Annotated in this window: 19 protein-coding genes; 12 read left to right on the top strand and 7 right to left on the bottom strand. The window is 69.6% G+C overall.

The features are described 5' to 3' along the window. The first annotated feature begins 15 nt into the window (after positions 1-15). A complete protein-coding gene (locus J7E45_RS08130) occupies positions 16-405 on the top strand; it encodes a VOC family protein (protein WP_167632790.1) in 390 nt (129 codons plus the stop codon). Between the two features lie 179 nt (positions 406-584). Here the strand turns inward: J7E45_RS08130 and J7E45_RS08125 are convergent, their stop codons facing one another. The 7 genes from J7E45_RS08125 to J7E45_RS08095 all read right to left on the bottom strand — a co-directional run bounded on the left by J7E45_RS08125 (position 585) and on the right by J7E45_RS08095 (position 7,456). After that, positions 585-3,119, bottom strand: coding sequence for an RNA helicase (locus J7E45_RS08125; protein ID WP_215068393.1), 2,535 nt, complete (start codon positions 3,117-3,119; stop codon positions 585-587). Positions 3,120-3,161: 42 nt separating this feature from the next. Next, the gene (gene deoD, locus J7E45_RS08120; RefSeq protein WP_215068391.1) at positions 3,162-3,875 is read right to left on the bottom strand and encodes a purine-nucleoside phosphorylase; all 714 of its coding nucleotides are present in this window, start codon (positions 3,873-3,875) and stop codon (positions 3,162-3,164) included. A gap of 29 nt (positions 3,876-3,904) precedes the next feature. Further along, positions 3,905-4,441, bottom strand: coding sequence for a roadblock/LC7 domain-containing protein (locus tag J7E45_RS08115; RefSeq protein ID WP_215068388.1), 537 nt, complete (start codon positions 4,439-4,441; stop codon positions 3,905-3,907). Beyond that, positions 4,438-5,088 (bottom strand): ATP/GTP-binding protein, encoded by a 651-nt coding sequence (locus J7E45_RS08110; protein ID WP_215068386.1) that lies wholly within the window; start codon positions 5,086-5,088, stop codon positions 4,438-4,440. Before J7E45_RS08110 ends, J7E45_RS08115 begins: the two co-directional genes overlap by 4 nt. After that, positions 5,085-5,456 carry a hypothetical protein gene (locus J7E45_RS08105; RefSeq protein WP_091033288.1) on the bottom strand — a complete coding sequence of 124 codons (372 nt, stop codon included), beginning with the start codon at positions 5,454-5,456 and terminating at the stop codon, positions 5,085-5,087. Before J7E45_RS08105 ends, J7E45_RS08110 begins: the two co-directional genes overlap by 4 nt. 264 nt (positions 5,457-5,720) lie before the next feature. Then, positions 5,721-6,389 (bottom strand): DNA alkylation repair protein, encoded by a 669-nt coding sequence (locus tag J7E45_RS08100; RefSeq protein ID WP_215068384.1) that lies wholly within the window; start codon positions 6,387-6,389, stop codon positions 5,721-5,723. 29 nt (positions 6,390-6,418) lie between these two features. Next, positions 6,419-7,456 (bottom strand): aromatic acid exporter family protein, encoded by a 1,038-nt coding sequence (locus J7E45_RS08095; protein ID WP_215068382.1) that lies wholly within the window; start codon positions 7,454-7,456, stop codon positions 6,419-6,421. Between the two features lie 130 nt (positions 7,457-7,586). Between J7E45_RS08095 and J7E45_RS08090 the strand changes: the two genes are divergently transcribed. The 11 genes from J7E45_RS08090 to J7E45_RS08040 all read left to right on the top strand — a co-directional run bounded on the left by J7E45_RS08090 (position 7,587) and on the right by J7E45_RS08040 (position 18,825). After that, on the top strand, positions 7,587-8,042 hold the full coding sequence (locus tag J7E45_RS08090) for an SRPBCC family protein (RefSeq protein WP_215068380.1): 456 nt from the start codon (positions 7,587-7,589) through the stop codon (positions 8,040-8,042). 110 nt (positions 8,043-8,152) lie between these two features. Then, positions 8,153-9,214 (top strand): DUF998 domain-containing protein, encoded by a 1,062-nt coding sequence (locus J7E45_RS08085; protein ID WP_251053515.1) that lies wholly within the window; start codon positions 8,153-8,155, stop codon positions 9,212-9,214. A gap of 126 nt (positions 9,215-9,340) precedes the next feature. Further along, positions 9,341-9,631: a hypothetical protein gene (locus tag J7E45_RS08080; RefSeq protein WP_167632796.1), complete on the top strand. Its 291-nt coding sequence runs from the start codon at positions 9,341-9,343 to the stop codon at positions 9,629-9,631. 56 nt (positions 9,632-9,687) lie between these two features. Further along, a complete protein-coding gene (locus tag J7E45_RS08075) occupies positions 9,688-12,576 on the top strand; it encodes a helix-turn-helix transcriptional regulator (protein ID WP_215068378.1) in 2,889 nt (962 codons plus the stop codon). A gap of 74 nt (positions 12,577-12,650) precedes the next feature. Continuing rightward, positions 12,651-12,854 (top strand): cold-shock protein, encoded by a 204-nt coding sequence (locus tag J7E45_RS08070; RefSeq protein WP_017831237.1) that lies wholly within the window; start codon positions 12,651-12,653, stop codon positions 12,852-12,854. A gap of 193 nt (positions 12,855-13,047) precedes the next feature. After that, entirely contained in the window at positions 13,048-14,076 is a 1,029-nt protein-coding gene (locus tag J7E45_RS08065) for an iron-siderophore ABC transporter substrate-binding protein (RefSeq protein WP_215068376.1), read from the top strand. A 33-nt stretch (positions 14,077-14,109) separates the two neighbouring features. Then, entirely contained in the window at positions 14,110-15,159 is a 1,050-nt protein-coding gene (locus J7E45_RS08060) for an iron ABC transporter permease (RefSeq protein WP_167632799.1), read from the top strand. Further along, a complete protein-coding gene (locus J7E45_RS08055; protein WP_215068374.1) occupies positions 15,156-16,238 on the top strand; it encodes an iron chelate uptake ABC transporter family permease subunit in 1,083 nt (360 codons plus the stop codon). Before J7E45_RS08060 ends, J7E45_RS08055 begins: the two co-directional genes overlap by 4 nt. Continuing rightward, positions 16,235-17,035, top strand: a complete 801-nt coding sequence (locus J7E45_RS08050; protein WP_215068372.1) for an ABC transporter ATP-binding protein — start codon at positions 16,235-16,237, stop codon at positions 17,033-17,035. The genes J7E45_RS08055 and J7E45_RS08050 overlap by 4 nt, the downstream gene beginning before the upstream one ends. Continuing rightward, positions 17,025-17,987 (top strand): siderophore-interacting protein, encoded by a 963-nt coding sequence (locus J7E45_RS08045; protein WP_215068370.1) that lies wholly within the window; start codon positions 17,025-17,027, stop codon positions 17,985-17,987. The genes J7E45_RS08050 and J7E45_RS08045 overlap by 11 nt, the downstream gene beginning before the upstream one ends. A 1-nt stretch (position 17,988) precedes the next feature. After that, the gene (locus tag J7E45_RS08040) at positions 17,989-18,825 is read left to right on the top strand and encodes an ABC transporter ATP-binding protein (RefSeq protein ID WP_215068369.1); all 837 of its coding nucleotides are present in this window, start codon (positions 17,989-17,991) and stop codon (positions 18,823-18,825) included. The last annotated feature ends 24 nt before the right edge of the window (positions 18,826-18,849 follow it).

Below are 18,849 nucleotides of genomic sequence, written 5' to 3'. Positions count from 1 at the left end.
GCGGACCATGGAGTCATGGCGGCCTTCACAGCGGACAACGCATTCAGCGGTTTCAGCGTCGACGACATCGACGCGGCGAAAGAGTTCTACGGCACGGCCCTCGGCCTCGACGTCGAGGTCAACGCGATGGGGTTCCTCGACCTGCGGCTGCCCAGCGGCGGGTCGATCCTCGTGTACTCGAAGCCGAATCACACGCCGGCGAGCTTCACGATCCTGAACTTCCCTGTGGCGGATGTCGACGCCGCGGTGGACGAGCTCATCGCGCGGGGCGTGCAGACCAAGATCTACAGCGACGACGAGTTCCCCTCCGATGCGCGCGGCATCGTCCGCGGCAACGGACAGGGGCCGGACATCGCGTGGTTCCGCGACCCGGCCGGCAACGTGCTCGCGGTCATGCAGGCCTGATGCAGGCCATGCGCTGAGAGGTGACGCTGTCGGGCGGAGAACTCCGCGTCGGGAGGAGAACTCCGCGTCGGGAGGAGAACTCCGCGTCGGGAGGAGAACTCCGCGTCGGGAGGAGATTCTCGCGCGAAGCATCCGCCCGCGAGGGAGATGTCCGCCCCAGGCGTTCGCGAGCGGAGGCGCTACAGCCGGTCCACGCCGGTCACGGTCACGACGGCCTGACCGGCTTCGTCGGATGCGGCCAGGTCGATCGTCGCGGTGATGCCCCAGTCGTGATCGCCGGCAGGGTCGTCGAAGATCTGCCGTGCGGTCCAGGTGGCGGCGCCCTCGGTGAGGATCAGCAGCTTCGAGCTGCGCGCATCCCCGCCGGTGAGGATCTCGTCGTGGTCGCCGTAGTAGCCGTCGAGCGCGTCCGACCAGGCGTCGGCGCCGAATCCCGGGTCGAGCTCGGCCAGCGCAGTTACGTCTTCTCGCGCCGCGAGCTGCACACGACGGAACAGTTCGTTTCGCACCAGGATGCGGAACGCGCGGATGTTGCTCGTGAGGCGCTTCGGCGCGGGCGGCACGATCGGCTCGTCGGGGGCGTGCGGATCGAAGCGGCCGTTGTCGACGCCGGCGATCAGCTCCTCCCACTCGTCGAGGAGGCTGGAGTCGACCTGACGGACGAGTTCGCCGAGCCACTCGATGAGGTCGCGCAGATCCTCGTCCTTCAGCTCCTCGGGGATGGTCTGCGAAGCGGCGCGGTAGGCGTCGGAGAGGTAGCGCAATACCACGCCCTCCGAGCGCGCGATCTTGTAGTAGGCGACATATTCCCCGAACGACATGGCCCGCTCGTACATGTCGCGCACGACCGACTTGGGGTGCAGCTCGAAGTCGCGGATCCAGGGCTGGGCGGCACTGAAGGTCTCGAAGGCCGCGGTCAGCAGCTCGTCGAGCGGCTTCGGGTGCGTGATCTGCTCGAGCAGCTCCATCCGCTCGTCGTACTCGATGCCCTCCGACTTCATCGCCGCGACCGCCTCACCGCGGGCCAGGAACTGCTGCTGGCTGAGCACGGGGCGCGGATCGTCGAGCGTGGCCTCGACGATCGAGATCATGTCGAGGGCGTAGGAGCGGGTGCCCGTGCCGGCGGCCGGGTCCGGGTCGAGCAGCTCGAACGCGGCGAGGGCGAAGGGCGATAGCGGTTGGTTGAGTGCGAAGTTCGGCTGCAGGTCGACCGTGAGGCGGATGTCGCCCTCCGGAGTCTTCTCGACGATGCCGGATTCGCGGAGGGTGCGGTAGATGCCGATGGCTCGGAGCGCGAGCTCGCGCTGCCGTCTCCGCGGCTCGTGGTTGTCGTATACCAGGGAGCGCATATTCGCGAAGACGTCGCCGCCGCGGGCGATCACGTTGAGCATCATGGCGCTCGTGATCTGCATGTGCGAGGTCAAGGTCTCGGGTACCGCGTCGATGAGCTTGCGGAACGACGGCTCGCCCCACGAGACGAAGCCGTCGGGCGCCTTCTTGCGCACGATCTTGCGCTTCTTCTTCGGGTCATCGCCCGCCTTCTTCACGGCAGCGACGTTCTCGCTCTCGTGCTCCGGCGCCTGGGCGACGACCGTTCCGGCCGTGTCGTACCCCGCTCGGCCCGCCCGCCCGGCGATCTGATGGAACTCGCGGGCGTTCAGCTGCCGCATCCGGGTGCCGTCGAACTTCGTGAGTGCGGTGAGCAGCACGGTGCGGATCGGCACGTTGATGCCGACGCCGAGGGTGTCGGTGCCGCAGATCACGCGCAGCAGTCCGCGCTGCGCGAGCTGCTCGACCAAGCGCCGGTACTTGGGCAGCATGCCGGCGTGGTGCACCCCGATCCCGGCGCGCAGGAACCGCGAGAGCGTCTTGCCGAATGCGGTGGTGAAGCGGAACTCGGCGATCAGCGCCGCGATCTCATCCCGCTGCTCGCGGGTGGCGACCTTCGTGCTCGACAGCGCCTGCGCCCGCTCCATCGCTGCGGCCTGCGAGAAGTGCACGACGTAGATCGGTGCCTGCCCGGTGTTCAGCAGGTCGTCGATGGTCTCGTGGATCGGGGTCGTCTCGTAGAAGAAGTGCAGCGGGACAGGGCGCTCGACCCCGGTCACGGTCGCCGTCTCGCGACCGGTGCGGCGGGTGAGGTCGGCGGCGAGCTCGGTGACGTCGCCGAGGGTCGCCGACATCAGGATGAACTGCGCCTGCGGCAGTTCGAGCAGCGGCACCTGCCACGCCCACCCGCGGTCGGGGTCGGCGTAGAAGTGGAACTCGTCCATCACGACCTGGCCGACGTCGGCATCCGTCCCCTGGCGCAACGAGAGGTTGGCGAGGATCTCGGCCGTGCAGCAGATGATCGGGGCGTCGGCGTTGACCGCGGAGTCACCCGTGACCATGCCGACGTTCTCGGCGCCGAACACGTCGACCAGTGCGAAGAACTTCTCACTCACCAGGGCTTTGATGGGTGCGGTGTAATAGCTGCGGCGGCCCGCGACGAGGGCGGCGAAGTGTGCGCCGATCGCGACGAGCGACTTGCCGGTGCCGGTGGGTGTCGAGAGGATCAGATTGTTGCCGGAGACGATCTCGATGACCGCTTCATCCTGCGCGGGATAGAGGCTGATGCCGGTCGACTCCGCCCACTCGACGAAGGCGAGGTAGACGGTATCCGGGTCCGCGGCGTCCGGAACGAGGGCGGGATCGAGCCGCGGTGGGGAAGTCATGGTCCCTCGATCATCCCATCCGCGAGGACAGGTCCGACCGGCCTAGACCGAGGTGGCGGCGCGCAGGGCGATGCGGATCATGTCGCCGAAGGTCTGCTCGCGCTCCTGCGCCGTGGTCTCCTCGCCCGTGACGATGTGGTCGCTGACCGTGCAGATGGCGAGCGCGCGCCGACCGTAGTACGCCGCGAGGGTGTAGAGCCCGGCCGCCTCCATCTCGACGCCCAGGATGCCGTGCTGCACGAACGGCTCCGTGAGCTCGGGGCGGGTGCTGTAGAACTGGTCGCTCGAGAACAGCTGCCCTACATGCACGGTCGACTCGAGGTCTTCCGCCTCGCTCGCCTCCACCGCCGCGCGCAGGAGCCCGAAGTCCGCGACCGGCGCGTAGTCGAGTCCGTGGAAGCGCACGCGGTTGATGCCGGAATCCGTGGATGCGCCGTTGGCGATGATGATGTCGCGCACCTTGACGCGTTCGGTCAACGCCCCGCACGATCCGACCCGCACGATCGTCTGCACCTCGTAGGAGTCGAACAGCTCGTTCGCATAGATCGCCATCGACGGCTGGCCCATGCCGGAGCCCTGCACCGAGATGCGGTGCCCCTCCCACGTGCCGGTGAAGCCCAGCATGCCCCGCGTCTCGGTATACAGCTGGGCGTCGTCGAGGAACGTCTCGGCGATCCACTTCGCTCGCAGCGGGTCGCCGGGGAACAGGACGACGGGGGCGATCTGGCCGGGCTCTGCGGCGATGTGCGTGCTCATGGCCCCAGCGTAGCCAGCGACCCCATGCCTCAGCCGGGGGTCCCCGCGAGTCCCAGGGCGGTGATGAGTTCGTACGCCGCCGAGCGTGCCTGCACGATCACGGTGCCCACCTGGACGCCGGCCGCCGACACCGACAGGAGCAGCTGGCCGTACGGCGCGAGCACGAAGCTGAGCAGCGAGAGTTGGCTCTGCCCGATCGACACCGACACGACGGCCGACAGGCTCGGTTCCGCCCCGCCGGAGATGATCTCGGCTTCGGCCCTGGCGACGCCGAACAGCGAACCGTTGATCGCCGCCAGCCGCTCTCCCGTCTCGTCCGGGGTGCCGACGGAGGCGATGTGCAGGCCGTCGGCGGTCGAGAGGACAGCCGTCGTCAGCTCGGGGAAACGCTCTTGCAGATGACGCAGTCGGGTGAGCGCGGCCTGGCTGACGACGTTCGACCAGAGCGCCCAGTGGGCCGCGATCTCGGGATGCATGAGCACGGGGTCGCCCGCGTAGGTCGCGTCGTCCCGGTGTGCGGCGTCGGTCGAGAGCGGGGGGTGGTCTGTTCGGTTGTGTGTGTTCACGACTCTTCTTCCGGAAGGTCAAGGGCCACGCAGGCGACTCGCATCACGCTGTCGCGATCACGGGCGTCGGCGGCACGAACGCGGTTCGTGGGAATCCCGTAGCGCGCCAGGACCTCGGCGAGCTCGTAGCGCACCGTGCCCAGCGCGTCTTCTGCGCAGTGGCTCACCGCGATGACCATTCGATGGCTGTCACCCGCGAACCGCGGTATCCAGGCGGCGGCGTCGGCGGCGAGGTGTGGCCGGTCGGCACGCAGCCAGAGCAGGATGCGCGTGTCTGCCGTCGAGGATCGGCGTCGGGCGGGCGCGAAGCGGTCTTGCCCCGGAACCCCGATGAGCGTGACGGCGATCTCGGGCGTGGGTTTCCACGCGCCGTAGTCGAGGCCCACCGTGGTGGTGGTCTTCTCGCCGTCGCCGTACTCCGCTGATCCGGCCGAGATCGGAACGTCGGTGTCGACCGGCGGGATGTCACTCAGTGCCCGGACGGCCGTCGTCTTCCCTGCCCCGACCGGCCCGGCGAAGATGAGCCGGTAACGGTTCGGCAGATTCACGTGCCGCCAGCGCGCGCGCCGCATCGGTGTCTCCACCGACGCGGAGCGCACCCACGAGATCTCCTCGAGGCCGTCGCTGCGCACGGCCTCCCTGGTCAAGCGTTCAGGGCCGCCACGTGGCGGTTGACGGCAGAACGGAGAAGCGCGAGGTTGGTCGCCTGGCGGTCGGCAGCGAGATAGATGAACATCTCGGGGGTGATCATCTTGAGCAGGTGGAGCTGCGTGTCGAGCGTGAGCAGCATGTCTTCGAAGGTCGCGTCGAGACCGAGCGCCTCGATCGTGCGCATCTTGTTCTTGACGATCTCGCTGTTGTAGGCGCTGGCCACGTCGAGGTCGAAGTCCGGTCGGACCGAGCTCGAGGCGAGCGGCATCCCGGACTCCAGATCGACGACCGATGCGCCGATGAAGCCGTTGATGTCGTGCGCGATGTCGGCGATGAGTGTGTTCAGGTCGTCTTGCGTGGTCATGATGCTCCCCAGGTCGTGTCGCGCGCGGCAGAGACCGCCCCATGCGATCACCCCAGAGCCCCCGCGACTCATAAAGTGTATAACGTTACTGGCTCAAATGGGGAATCGGGGTGGGACACGCCTGCCGGTCACCGAGGCGGATGCCGGGCCCGCCCGTTCCGAAGGAGAACTCACGCAATGAAGGAGTGGATGCCGGAGGCTCTCCTTCAGAGCGTGAGATCTCCTTCACTGCGGGTGTGCAGCACGCAGCAACCCTGAACCAGCTCAGCCCTCGCGGCGCCGCACGAGCTCGCCGATCCACAGCGGGGCGAACGGCGAGGTGCAGCCGGGGGCGGTGGGGTAGTCGGCCAGGACCTGCAGGCGCTCGCCGATCTCCAGCGCCCTCGCGCGGTACTCCGGGTGGTAGATGCCGATGTTGGCGAGGGTCTCGTTCATCGCCCACTGCAGACGCTTCGGAGCATCCTTCAGATCGCGCTCGATCAGGTCGAGCAGATGCGGCAGGTCCAGGCCGTCCGAGTCTTTCATCACCCGCACGGTCGTGAGCGACCAGGCGGCCGCCGCCACAGTCGGGTCCGCGTCGTCGAACCAGCGCAGCCGCAGCTCTTCCGCGAGCGGGGTCTTCTTGGCGACGTAGTTGACGAACCAGTCGTTGACCTTCGGCGGACGGGTCTCTCGCAGCATGGCGTCGAGCTCGTCGGCGGTGAAGTCGCGGGGGCGGCAGATCAATAGCGCCAGCAGTCGCGCCGGGGTCTCGCCGGTCGCCCACAGCTCCTGCGCGAGCGGCTGGTCGGTCTTGATCCGCTTCGCGAGCGCGCGCATCCGGCTGAGGTTGATGCCGTGGTCGTCGCCGCGTTTCTCGTTGGCGGCGCGCATCTTCGGATCTTCCAGTGCGGCGAGCTCGCCCAGCGCCTCCGCGACGGTCATGTCGGACATGCGACCAGCGTAGGCGCGTCGCGCTGCGGTCAGTCCTCGTCGAGCAGTTCGCCCCGGATACGGCGCAGGTCTTCCATGAGCGAGCCGATCAGGATCCAGTGCTGCGACGACGGCGGCCGGATCACGAGCGGTGCGGTGAGCGCGGGGATCGCGCTGGTCATCGTGTCGGGCTCGGGCGATGCCTCGGCGATCTGCACAGCCAGGCGCACGTCGTGCCCGGCTCGCCGCAGCTGCTCGGCGATCGCGGTGACGGCGGGCTCTTCACCGATCGTGTCGTCGTAGTGGTCGAAGTACGCGCGGGTCATGCCGATCGTCTGGGTCACGATGGGCGACAGACGCTCGAGCAGCTCCCGCATCTCCTTCAGCTCGCTGCGGTGGGTCGAGCGCCGCGGGTTCAGGGTGAGCGACTCCTCGCCCGCGGCGATGGCGGCGTCGGCGGCGTCCTTCATCGGACGCAGCAGCCGCACCTCCAGCATCAGCTCCTGCAGCTGTGCGGCCGTCTGCGGCTTGGGCAGTGCGACGGCCAGGCGGTCGAGGCTGGCGGCGAGCTCTCGCCCGAGCAGCCCGACGTCGCGCCGCGCGGGGGCGACCAGCACCGGAGGCACGATCAGCGCGTTCACGACGATGCCGATCACCACCCCGATCAGGGTCTCGACGATGCGCGCGAACGCATACTCGGGGCTGGACGATCCGAGCGCCAGCACGAGCATCGCCGAGATCGCGACCTGGTTGCCGGTGCCGGGAGATGCCCGGAAGATCCACGCGACCAGCATCGCGACGACGATCGCGAGCAGCACGATCCAGCTCGGCGATCCCAGCAGCAGCCCGAGTGCGACGGCGATCACGACCCCGGCGATCACCCCGATGCTGCGCTCGAGCGCCTTCGACAGCGACTGATTCACGCTGGGCTGCACGACCAGGAGCGCGGCGATCGCGGCGAACACCGGGAGCTGCGCGGGGAACACCCATCCCGCGATGAGCCACGCGGCGATCGTCGCTGCGGCCGACTTCACGACCTGCAGCAGCGGAGAGCGCTGGGAGGCGCGGATCGCGGCGGGGATGCGCATGCCCTCAACGGTAGTCCCGTGGTGTCGCGGATGATCGTCGTCCGACGACGCGGCTGTCAACCCCGTCGCCGATCCTTGTCGTAGCGGGCTGAATGGAGGAACACGAACGACGAGAAGTGAGGAGCATCACATGGTGCAGATCATCGAGACCATCGACGTCGACGTCCCCGTGCGCACGGCGTACAACCAGTGGACGCAGTTCGAGAGCTTCCCGAAGTTCCTCGACGAGGTCGAGTCGATCACTCAGATCGACGACACCCACACGCATTGGAAGGTCAAGGTCGGCGGCGCGACCCGCGAGTTCGACGCCGAGATCACCGAGCAGCACCCGGATGAGCGCGTCGCGTGGAACAGCACCGGCGGCGAGACCGAGCACGCGGGAGTCGTGACGTTCCACAAGCTCGACGACACGTCGACCCGTGTGACCGTGCAGCTGGACTGGGCGCCGGAGGGGTTGCTCGAGAAGCTCGGCTCCCTCGTCGGCGTGGGCGGTCACGCCGTCAAGAAGGACCTGCAGAACTTCAAGGAGTTCATCGAGGGTCGCGGCGTCGAGACCGGATCCTGGCGCGGCGACGTCGACGCCTGACGCGAACCGCACGTGAGGCCCGGATGCAGCTCCTGCATCCGGGCCTCGTCGCGTCCGGGCCGGGTGTGCGGGATCTTCCGCGCGTCCGAGGGGAGTGCTTGCATGGGCTCATGGAGCAGGAAGAGAAGCTGCGCGGCGAGACGAGGGCCGTCTGGGCGACCGCGGTCTGCTTCGTCGTCGGTGCCGTCGCGGGCATCCTTCTCCTGGGCGGGGATGCGCGCCCGCTCACCGGTCCCGGGTCGGTGGCGCTGCCGGTGGCGGCGATCGCCGGGATCGTCGCCGCAGCCGCGTTCCTCGTGAGCACGCTGAGGCACCGTCGCGCGGAGACCGGACCGATGCCGCGCTGGCAGGCTGTGGTCTCCGACCTCTCGACCGTCGCGCTCACCGTCGCTTTCGGAGCGGTTACCGTGATGGGGGTCCTGCTCACGGCCGAGATCCTCGCGGTCGGCCTCCAGGGTCTGCAGCTCGCGGCGGTCGGCGGCGGCCTGCTCGCGGGCGTCGCCTCGGCCGTCGGTGGTCGCTTCGCGTTCGGTGCCGGCGTCGAGCTGCGCACCGCCGACCTCTCCGCGCTCCTGTTCGGATTCCTCGTGATCGGCACGCTCTTCGCCATGGTCACCTCGGCCGACCCGCGCTGGTGGGAGCAGAACTTCTCGCAGCTCGGGTCGGGCTGGGCCTTCAACGGCACGCTCGTCGTCGCGGGCCTCCTGATCGCGGCCGTCGGCTCGTACATCGGCCGCGACCTGCACCGGATGCTCGGCGACTCCGCTCTGCGGCGCATCGCCGTGGTGGTCGCGCTGTGGGCGGCGACCGGTGTCGCGCTCGCGGCCGTCGGTCTGCTGCCGCTGCACCGCGTGCCCATCCCGCACGACATCGCCGCGTTCGCGACGCTGATCCTGTTCCTCGGATCTGCGGCCGCGACCGTGACCGCCGTCCCCGCTCCTCCCCGTGCGCTGCTGATCACGTCGGTCGGCGTCGGCCTGCTCATCGTGGTGGCCGTCGTGCTGTGGGTCCCGTTCGGCCTGTATTCGGCCACTGCCGTCGAAGCCGTCGTCGTCGGGCTCGGACTGCTGTGGATGGCGACGCTCGTGCGGGTGCTGGCGATCCTCGTGCCGGCGCAGTCCCGCCCCTCGGCCCGTCGGTCGCCGCTGCGCGCCGAGACGCCTCAGGCCTAGGCATCGCGATCCCTAGACCGCGGCATCCCTAGTCATCGGCGGCAGAAAGATAGGGAATCCGTCCGATGTCGGCGGGGCACCTCAGAGCGGAGTGTAGGGATACCGCACACCGCCGAGGAGATCCCCATGTTCGAGCACACGTTCTTCACCGAGCAGTACACCGGCTACCAGCAGGAGGAGATGGAACGCGCAGCCGCGCGGCGGCGCATGCTCGTCGAGCACGCCGACCAGATCGTTCCCCGTTCCCCCGGGGCGGTGCGTCGGACGCTGACGCGCATCTTCCGTGGATCGACGGCCAGCACTGTGGGTGCACGCGACGCGGGCCGCAGCGCCACGAACGCGCGTCCCGGCGTGGGACACGCGGCCTCGGAGCGGGCGAGCTCCGGATGCGAGCCGACGGCGGCACCCGCACGGTGAGCATCGTCGTCGCGGAACGCGCCCCCGGTGTCGGTGGAGGGTGGGACGATGAATCCATGCCTTCCTCCGCACCGAGCGCCGCGATGGTCGGCCGTGCGGCCGAGCTCTCCGAGGTGCGCCGGCTGTTCGAGGGTGTGCGCGAGGGCGCTCCGGCGGCGCTGCTCGTCGAGGGCGAGGCGGGGATAGGCAAGTCCCGGCTGCTGCGCGAGTTCACCACCGAGATCGAGCACACCGCCGACGTCCATGTGGGCTGGTGCCTCGACCTCGGGGCCTCCCGCACTCCCTACGGCCCGCTCACCGGCATCCTCCGCTCGATCGTCACGCGCATGGGCATCGAACGGGTGCGTGAGTCGGTCGGCGTGGGCGCCGAGGCGCTGGGGATGCTGCTGCCCGAGCTCGTCGACGCTCCGACCGATCGCGAGCGCACCAGCCCCGAGCGCCTCCGCGACGCCATCGCCTCGCTCATCGAGGCGGCCGCCGAACGGGCTCCGCAGGTTCTCGTGGTCGAAGACCTGCACTGGGCCGATGATTCGACGCTCGCCATCCTCTCTTTTCTCCTGCGCGCGCTCGACCGCGGGCGCATTCTGCTGCTCCTCACCTGCCGGAGCGATGACGTGCGGCGCGGGGATGCCGTGAGTCGCTTCATCGGCGAGGCCACGCGCGCGCGTCTGCTCGAGCGCCTCACGCTCGCCCGGCTCGACGAAGCCGCGGTGCGGGAACTGGCCGAGCAGATCACCGGCCGGCCGCTCTCCGAAGCCGCCTTCGACCGCATGCAGGAGCGAGCGGAGGGCGTGCCGTTCTTCGTCGAAGAGATCGCGGGATGCTCGAACGGCCCTCTTCCCGACGGCCTCCGCGACCTGCTGCTGGCCCGATTCGATCGGCTCGGCGACGCTGCGCAGCATGTCGTCAAGGTCGCCTCCGGTGCCGAGCGACCGTTGTCGCATCCGCTGATCACACGCCTCGTCGATGTCCCCGAGCAACAGCTCGACGAGGCGATCCGCGAGGCGACGCGCAGCGGCATCCTGGTCGTTGTCGACGACGACTACCGGTTCCGGCATGCCCTCCTTCGGGAGGCCGTGCACGACGATCTGCTCCCGGGTGAGCGCGCCCGGCTGCATCGCGCCTATGCCGAGTCGCTCGAGGCCCAGGGTGCGGGCAGCGACACCGGCGACGCCGCCGCGCTCGCGTATCACTGGCAGCTCGCGCAAGACGACCGCAAGGCGCTCGTCGCCGCCGCCGATGCGATGCGCCACGCGAAGTCGCAGTACGCGTTCGCGACCGCCGCCCGCTTCGGCGAGCTCGCGTTGGAGCTGTGGCCGCTGGTCCCCGATGCGGCTGCTGCGGCGGGCGTCGAACGCCTCGATCTGCTTCTCGTGCTGGGGTCGATCCTCCGCAACGCGGGCGACGGTGAGCGGGCGCTCGCCGTCGCGAACCTCGCGCTCGCCGAGGTCGACCCCGAAACGGTCGATCCGCGTCTGCACGCGCGACTTCTGCGCAACAAGGCGCTGTATCTGGTCAACCTCGGGCGTCTCGGCGCGATCCCGCTGCTGCAGCAGGCCCTGGCCATCGCCGAAGAGCACGTCGACGACGAGGTCTTCCGCGCCGAGCTGCTCAATCAACTCGCGAGTCGCCGCATGATCGCGGGCGACCGTGAAGAGGCGATCCGCCTCGCGGATGAGGCCGAGCGCGGGGCCGCAGGGGCGCAGTCCACGGATCAGCTGTCGATCGCCGCGAACGTCCGCGGCGGCTCTCTCGCGCACCTCGGCGAGGTCGAGGCGGGCGTGCGCGAATACGAACGTGCGCGGGAACTCGCGACAGGCTCCAACGCCGAGATGCGCTACCGCGTCAACTACTCCGATCTGCTCACGCTGCTCGGCCGCTACCGTGAGGCCGTCGAGGTCGCCGAAGAGGGGCTGCGCCGGGCGCGCGAGCTCCGCGTCGAGCGCACGTCGGGGTCGATCATGGCCCAGAACATGGTGGTGCCGCTGCTCGAACTGGGTGAGATCGACCGGGTCGAAGACATGCTGTCGCGCGACTTCGTGCAGGGCACCCTGCGGGTGTTCCGTATGTACATGAGCATGACCCATGTGCGGGTGCTGGCCTGGCGCGGCCGGTCATCCGAGGCGGCGGAGATGCTGCAGAGGTGGCTGCCGGCGTTCGAGGAGACCGGCATCTCGGAGCGGCAGATCTGGTACGACCGAGTGATGATGACGGTCGCGGTCGCTGAGAGCGCGGGCGACCTCCGCGGTGCGCTGGACACGATCCTCGAGATGCTGCGCGATGAACGGCCGGCCCTGCTGCACCAGCGGCGACTGATGCTGCAGGGCGGGGCGCTCCTCGCCGAACTGCGGGCAGAGGGGTCCGAGGTCGCCGACGCAGCCGAGGTGATCCGCACCGCCTGGCTCGCGCAGCCCGCACAGCTGCAAGACGACGCCTGGTCGACGATCCTCGTGGCCCTGCTCGATCCGCAGTCCGACTCGCTCGATGCGGCGCTGCGGTGTGCCGACGGCGACGATGTTCCGGTCACCTTCCGCGTCGTGCTCCGGCTCGAGCGGGCGCGGATGCGGGTGCATGCGGGCGACCGTGCGGGAGCGTCGAGCGTGCTCGCCGAGGCGGCGGATATCGCCGAGGCCCTGGGGCATGCGCAGCTGCAGGCCGCCGTCGCCCGTTTCGCGACCGACGCGGGGCTCGGGCTCCGCCTCGTCGCGGAGCCTTCCGCCGGCGCCGACCCGCTGACAGCGCGGGAGAAGCAGGTGCTCGAGCTCATCGCCGAGGGGCTGAGCAACCGCCAGATCGGCGAGCGGCTGTTCATCAGCGTCAAGACCGTGAGCGTCCATGTGTCCGCCGTACTGCGGAAACTCGGGGTCAGCACACGCACCGAGGCGGCTCTTCTGCAGAAGAATCCGTCGCACAGTGCTTCTGGTCAGCCTGCCGTGGTAGCGTGACTGTGCGCGCGTCTCGGATGTTCCGATTCGGCGTAGGCCGTGTAAACGGCTAAGTCAACAGAAAGTAGAAACACATGGCCACTGGCACTGTGAAATGGTTCAACGCGGAAAAGGGCTTCGGCTTCATCGCTCCCGATGACGGCTCGGACGACCTTTTCGCCCACTACTCGGCTATCGCCGGCTCCGGTTTCAAGGAGCTCCGCGAGAACCAGAAGGTCGAATTCGACGCTGAGCGTGGCCCCAAGGGCATGCAGGCGGCGAACATCCGCGCTCTCTGAGCGCGCGCTGACTTCCTGAAGCCGGCCGGATCCTCACGGATCCGGCCGGCTTTTTCTGTGCCCGCAGCTGCGCGGGGTACCGGGACTCGAAGTGAGGTCGCCCTAACCTCCGTGTTAGATTAGGCCAGGCTTACCAAAGGCTGGGCGCACCTCTCGCGCCGCCCCCTCACCCCGAACCCCGAAGGGAACGCCTGTGCGCACCTCTCGAATCCTCGCCATCGGCGCGGCCGCTGCACTCGCGGTCGGCCTGTCCGCCTGCGCCTCCTCCGCGCCGGAATCGACCGGCACTGCCGGCGGCAACCCGGCCTCGGCGGACGCCTTCCCCGTCACGGTGGAGCACGCCTACGGCGAGACCACCATCACCGAGAAGCCCGAGCGCATCGCGACGGTCGCCTGGGCGAACCACGAGGTGCCGCTGGCGCTCGGCATCGTCCCGGTGGGCATGAGCAAGGCCTCCTGGGGCGACGACGACGACAACGGCGTGCTGCCCTGGGTCGAGGAGAAGCTCGACGAGCTGGGCGCCGAGACGCCGGTCCTGTTCGACGAGACCGACGGCATCGACTACGAGGCCGTGGCCGACACCGAGCCCGACGTGATCCTGGCCGCCTACTCCGGTCTCACCCAGGAGGAGTACGACACCCTCTCCAAGATCGCCCCGGTCGTCGCGTTCCCGGAGGTCCAGTGGGGCACCTCGGTCGACGACATGATCGAGATGAACTCGAAGGCACTCGGCCTCGAGGATGAGGGCGACGCACTGATCGACGAGCTGCACGCCGACGCCGAGGCCGCGCTCGAGGCGAACAGCGAACTCAAGGACAAGAAGGTCCTGTTCGCGTACCTCGATCCGGCCGACCTGAGCCAGATCGGCTACTACACGGCGATCGATACGCGCCCCGGTTACCTGCACGACAACCTCGGTCTGCCGTTCCCGTCGATCGTGGAAGACACCGCAGACACCGAGAAGTTCGACCTGACGGTCAGCGCGGAGGAGGTCGCGAAGTTCGCCGACGTGGACGTGTTCGTCACCTACGGCGACGACGCGCTCATCGCTCAGCTCCAGGCCGACCCGCTGCTGTCGAAGATCCCGGCCATCGCCGAGGGGCGCATCGCGATCCTCCCCAACGCGACGCCGGTCGCCGCGTCCGCGAACCCGTCGCCGCTGTCCATCCCGTGGGGCCTCAGCGACTACCTCGCACTCCTGGCTGCGCCGCTGTCGAAGTAACCGTTCGATCCGCATCAGCGGAGTGAATCCCCAGTGACCTCAGCAACCGTCATCGCCCCCGCACCGGGAGCCGCAGACCTGCGGCGCCCGGTGCTGGTGCGCACCCTCTGGCTGCTCGTGGGGCTCGTGGTCCTGGTCATCCTCAGCATCCTGTCGATCTCGTTCGGTGTGCGCGCGGTCTCGTTCGACGACATCGTCGCGGCCCTCGGCGGCCACACCGACACGATCTCCCAGGCCGCGATCGTCAAGCGCATCCCGCGCACCGTGCTCGCCCTCCTCGTCGGTGCCGCGCTCGCCCTCTCCGGTGCCACGATGCAGGCCGTGACCCGCAACCCCATCGCCGATCCCGGCATCCTGGGCGTCTCGAACGGCGCCTCGCTCGCGGTCGTCTGCGGCATCGCCTTCTTCGGGCTCAGCAACCCCTACGGGCAGATGGGGTTCGCGATCGCGGGGGCCGGGATCGCCGCCGTCTTCGTCTACACGGTCGGCTCCCTCGGGCGCGGGGGCGCGACGCCGCTCAAGCTCGCCCTCGCGGGGGCGGCGACCTCGGCGGCCTTCGCCTCGCTGATCAGCGCGGTGATGCTGCCCCGCGTCGACCTGCTGCAGACGTTCCAGTCCTGGCAGATCGGCGGCGTCGGCGGTGCGGAGTGGCCGCGCATCGCGCTCACCGCACCGGTGCTCGCGGTCGGCGCCCTCATCTGCTTCCTGAGCTCGCGCGGCATGAACTCCCTCGCCCTCGGCGACGACATGGCCAAGGGCCTCGGTGAGCACGTGTTCCGCACGCGCATGATCTCGGCGCTCGGCGCGGTGATCCTCGCGGGAGCCGCGACGGCCATCGCCGGGCCCATCGGCTTCGTCGGCCTCATCGTCCCGCACATGTGCCGGATGCTGGTGGGCACCGATCACCGCTGGCTGCTGCCGTTCTCGGCCATCGCCGGTGCCGCGCTGCTGACCGCGAGTGACATCATCGGCCGCGTGATCTCGCCCTCGTCGGAGGAGATCCAGGTCGGCATCATCACCGCCATCATCGGCGCCCCGTTCTTCATCTGGATCGTCCGTCGGCAGAAGGTGCGTGAGCTGTGAGCACGACCGAGCACACCGAGCACACCCTCGACCGCGCCGATGAGCCGGCATCCGCGCGGATCGCACGCATCGTCGCGGGACGTCGCTCGCGCCACCGCCGCCACGCGATCGCGACGATCGTGCTCGGCATCCTGCTGCTCGTGCTGTTCACGGTCGCCCTCATGGTGGGCAACACGTTCTACCCGCTCGACGAGGTCATCCGAGTGATCCTGGGCGAGACCGTCCCCGGAGCGTCTTTCACCGTCGGCGATCTGCGGCTGCCCCGGGCGATCCTGGCCGTCCTCACCGGGATTGGCTTCGGCATGGCGGGCGTCTGCTTCCAGACGATGCTGCGCAACCCGCTCGCCTCTCCCGACATCATCGGCATCTCGAACGGCGCCGGGGCGGCCGCGGTCTTCGGCATCGTCGTGCTGTCGGTGAACGGGCCGGTGGTGTCGCTGCTCGCCCTCGGCGGTGCGGTCGTGACGGCCTTCGCGATCTACCTGCTCTCGATCAAGGGCGGCTTCGCCGGCACCCGCCTGATCCTGATCGGCATCGGCGTCGCCGCGATGCTGCAGAGCGTCATCTCGTACATGCTGTCGCGCGCGGCGAACTGGGACATCCAGACCGCGATGCAGTGGCTGACCGGAAGCCTCAACAACGCGTCGTGGGAGCGGGTGCTGCCGATGGCGATCGCCGCGGCCGTGATCGTGCCGCTGATGCTGTCGCAGGGCCGCGCGCTCGGCGCCCTGCAGCTCGGGGACGACTCGGCGGCCGGACTCGGGATCCGGGTCAACGCCACGCGCCTGCTGCTCATCCTCGGAGCGGTCGCGCTGCTCGCATTCGCGACGGCGGCCACCGGTCCTATCGCTTTCGTCGCGTTCATGGCCGGACCCATCGCCGCCCGCATCACGGGGCCCGGTGCCAACCTGCTCCTGCCGTCGGCGTTCGTCGGGGCCGTGCTCGTGCTCGGCGGCGACCTGATCGGCCAGTTCGCCTTCGGCACCCGGTATCCGGTGGGCGTCATCACCGGCGTGGTCGGCGCTCCCTACCTGATCTACCTGCTCATCCGCACCAACCGCTCCGGGGGTTCGCTATGACCGTCTCGCACAGCCTGTCCGCCGAAGGCGTGAGTCTGGCCTACGGCGACCGCACCGTCGTCGACGGCCTCGACCTGCAGATCGCCCCCGGCCGCATCACGACGATCGTCGGGGCGAACGGATGCGGCAAGTCGACGCTGCTGCGCTCGCTCGCCCGCCTGCTGTCGCCGACCGAGGGCCAGATCGTGCTCGACGGCAAGTCCGTGCACGCCCGGCCCACCAAAGAGGTCGCCCGCATCCTCGGCCTGCTGCCGCAGTCTCCGGTCGCGCCCGAGGGCATCGCGGTGGCGGACCTGGTCGGTCGGGGACGGCACCCGCACCAGAAGATGCTCGCGCGGTGGAGCACCCACGACTACGAGGTGGTGGCCGACGCCCTCGACGCGACCGGCATCACCGACCTGGCCGACCGCAGCGTCGACGAGCTCTCCGGCGGACAGCGGCAACGCGTCTGGATCGCGATGGCCCTGGCGCAGGAGACCGACATCCTGCTGCTCGACGAGCCGACGACCTTCCTCGACGTCGCGCACCAGGTCGAGGTCCTCGACCTGCTCACCGACCTGAGCGTCTCACGCGGCACCACCATCGTCATGGTGCTGCACGACCTCAACCTCGCGGCCCGCTATGCCGACGAGCTGGTCGCGATGAAGGACGGCCGGGTGCACGCGACGGGCGCCCCGCAGGATGTCGTCACCGCACAGCTCGTCGAAGAGGTCTTCGGCCTCGCCAATCAGATCACCATCGACCCGGTCTCCGGCAAGCCGATGGTCACACCCATCGGGAGGCATCATGTCCGCTGAGACGACCACCACCGAGCGTCCGACCTACATCCTCACCCGCGCCGAGGTGCGCGCCGTCGTCCGCGTCTCGCCCTCGTTCGTGCGCGTGACGTTCGGTGGCGACGACCTGAGTGAGTTCGGCACGCCCGGCGAGGTGTTCGACAGCCGCATCAAGCTGGTCTTCCCGCCGGCATCCTGCATCCTCCCCGAACTCGATCGAGCCTCGGACAACTGGTGGCAGTCGTTCCTCGCGGTTCCGGAGGAAGAGCGCGGCTCCATGCGCACCTACTCCGTGCGCGAGCTGCGGGTCGATCCCGAGACGGGCACCGAGGTGGACGTCGATTTCGTGCTGCACCTCGAGCCCGGGCTCACCGGACCCGCATCGCTCTGGGCGAGCCAGGCGGCGGTCGGGCAGGAGCTCTACCTGGTCGGACCGCGTCGCGGCGTGGACGTGGAGGCGCACGGCGGCGCCGAGTTCGCGCCGGGCACCGCGGCATCGGTCGTGCTGGCCGGCGACGAGACGGCGGCTCCCGCCATCGCCCGCATCCTGGAGGACGCGCCCCGTGACCTGCGCGGAGTGGCCTTCATCGAGGTGCCCTCTCCCGCCGACATCCTGCGCATCGACGTGCCGGCCGGCGTCGAGGTGCACTGGCTCCCGCGCGACGCGGGCGACCCGCACGGTCTGCGCTTGATCCCGGCGGTGCTCGGCTACCTCGGAGACGCCGACGCCGCGGAGGAGATCCGGGTGAAGGACATCGACGGCGAAGACCTGCTCTGGGAGACGCCGGACTACTCCGGCCTCGGGGAAGAGATCGACCGGGCGGATGCTCCGGCCGAGCGCTACTTCTGGATCGCGGGGGAGAGCGGCGTGGTCACCACTCTGCGCCGTCACCTCGTCAAGGACCTCGGCGTCGACCGCGGGCAGGTCGCGTTCATGGGCTACTGGCGCCGCGGCGTCGCGATGCGGGGCTGACATGACGACGACCGCGTCCCACGCCCTGCAGGGCGAATCCCTCGTGCTCGGATACGGCCGTGCCCGGGTGGTGCACGATGTCTCGCTGCGCCTCGCGCCCGGACGGGTCACCGCCCTCATCGGACCGAACGGCAGCGGCAAGTCGACCGTCCTGCGCGCCCTCGCCCGCCTGCACCGCATCGAGGCGGGGAGGGTCCGCATCGGCGGCGACGAGACGCGTGACGCGGCCGCCCTCTCGGCGAAGGAGTTCGCGAAGGCCGTCGCGATGCTCTCGCAGTCGCGGCCGCATCCGTCCGGGATCGAGGTCTCCGACGTCGTGGCGTACGGCCGCCACCCGCATCGGGGCCGTTTCTCTGGCGTCAGTGACGCCGACCGCGCCGCCGTCGCGCGGGCGCTCGAACTGACCGGACTCCGCGCCATGGCCGCCCGCCCCGTCGACCAGCTCTCGGGCGGCGAACTGCAGCGCGTGTGGCTGGCGACCGCGCTGGCGCAGGAGACGGGCGTGCTGCTCCTCGACGAGCCGACCAACCACCTCGACCTGCGCTACCAGGTGGAGACGCTCGACCTGGTGCGCGAGCTCGCCGACGACCACGGCACCGCCCTCGGCGTCGTGCTGCACGACCTCGACCACGCGGCATCCGTTGCCGACGACGTGGTGCTGCTGCACGCCGGTCGAGTGCACGCGGCGGGCACCCCCGCCGAGGTGCTCACGGGCGAGAACCTCTCGCACGTGTACGGCCTGCGCATCGACACCGAGATCGACGACCAGACCGGCCTCGTGCGCGTGCTCCCGCGCGGTCGTCACCACGGTCGGCACCGCGCCCGCGCAGCATCCTGAACCCCCTCACCCCTCCCGGAGGAA

Origin of the sequence: Microbacterium sp. ISL-59 (genome assembly GCF_018613945.1) — a bacterium.
GTDB classification, from domain to species: Bacteria; Actinomycetota; Actinomycetes; order Actinomycetales; family Microbacteriaceae; genus Microbacterium; species Microbacterium oxydans_B.
This window is presented reverse-complemented; position numbering and strand designations above follow the sequence as displayed.

What these genes read in the sequence shown, in the direction of transcription:
- J7E45_RS08130 (WP_167632790.1), top strand. Translation starts at nt 16, where the DNA reads ATGGCGGCCTTCACAGCGGACAACGCATTCAGCGGTTTCAGCGTCGAC.
- J7E45_RS08125 (WP_215068393.1), bottom strand. Translation starts at nt 3,119, where the DNA reads ATGACTTCCCCACCGCGGCTCGATCCCGCCCTCGTTCCGGACGCCGCG.
- deoD (WP_215068391.1), bottom strand. Translation starts at nt 3,875, where the DNA reads ATGAGCACGCACATCGCCGCAGAGCCCGGCCAGATCGCCCCCGTCGTC.
- J7E45_RS08105 (WP_091033288.1), bottom strand. Translation starts at nt 5,456, where the DNA reads ATGACCACGCAAGACGACCTGAACACACTCATCGCCGACATCGCGCAC.
- J7E45_RS08100 (WP_215068384.1), bottom strand. Translation starts at nt 6,389, where the DNA reads ATGTCCGACATGACCGTCGCGGAGGCGCTGGGCGAGCTCGCCGCACTG.
- J7E45_RS08095 (WP_215068382.1), bottom strand. Translation starts at nt 7,456, where the DNA reads ATGCGCATCCCCGCCGCGATCCGCGCCTCCCAGCGCTCTCCGCTGCTG.
- J7E45_RS08090 (WP_215068380.1), top strand. Translation starts at nt 7,587, where the DNA reads ATGGTGCAGATCATCGAGACCATCGACGTCGACGTCCCCGTGCGCACG.
- J7E45_RS08085 (WP_251053515.1), top strand. Translation starts at nt 8,153, where the DNA reads ATGGAGCAGGAAGAGAAGCTGCGCGGCGAGACGAGGGCCGTCTGGGCG.
- J7E45_RS08080 (WP_167632796.1), top strand. Translation starts at nt 9,341, where the DNA reads ATGTTCGAGCACACGTTCTTCACCGAGCAGTACACCGGCTACCAGCAG.
- J7E45_RS08075 (WP_215068378.1), top strand. Translation starts at nt 9,688, where the DNA reads ATGCCTTCCTCCGCACCGAGCGCCGCGATGGTCGGCCGTGCGGCCGAG.
- J7E45_RS08070 (WP_017831237.1), top strand. Translation starts at nt 12,651, where the DNA reads ATGGCCACTGGCACTGTGAAATGGTTCAACGCGGAAAAGGGCTTCGGC.
- J7E45_RS08050 (WP_215068372.1), top strand. Translation starts at nt 16,235, where the DNA reads ATGACCGTCTCGCACAGCCTGTCCGCCGAAGGCGTGAGTCTGGCCTAC.
- J7E45_RS08045 (WP_215068370.1), top strand. Translation starts at nt 17,025, where the DNA reads ATGTCCGCTGAGACGACCACCACCGAGCGTCCGACCTACATCCTCACC.
- J7E45_RS08040 (WP_215068369.1), top strand. Translation starts at nt 17,989, where the DNA reads ATGACGACGACCGCGTCCCACGCCCTGCAGGGCGAATCCCTCGTGCTC.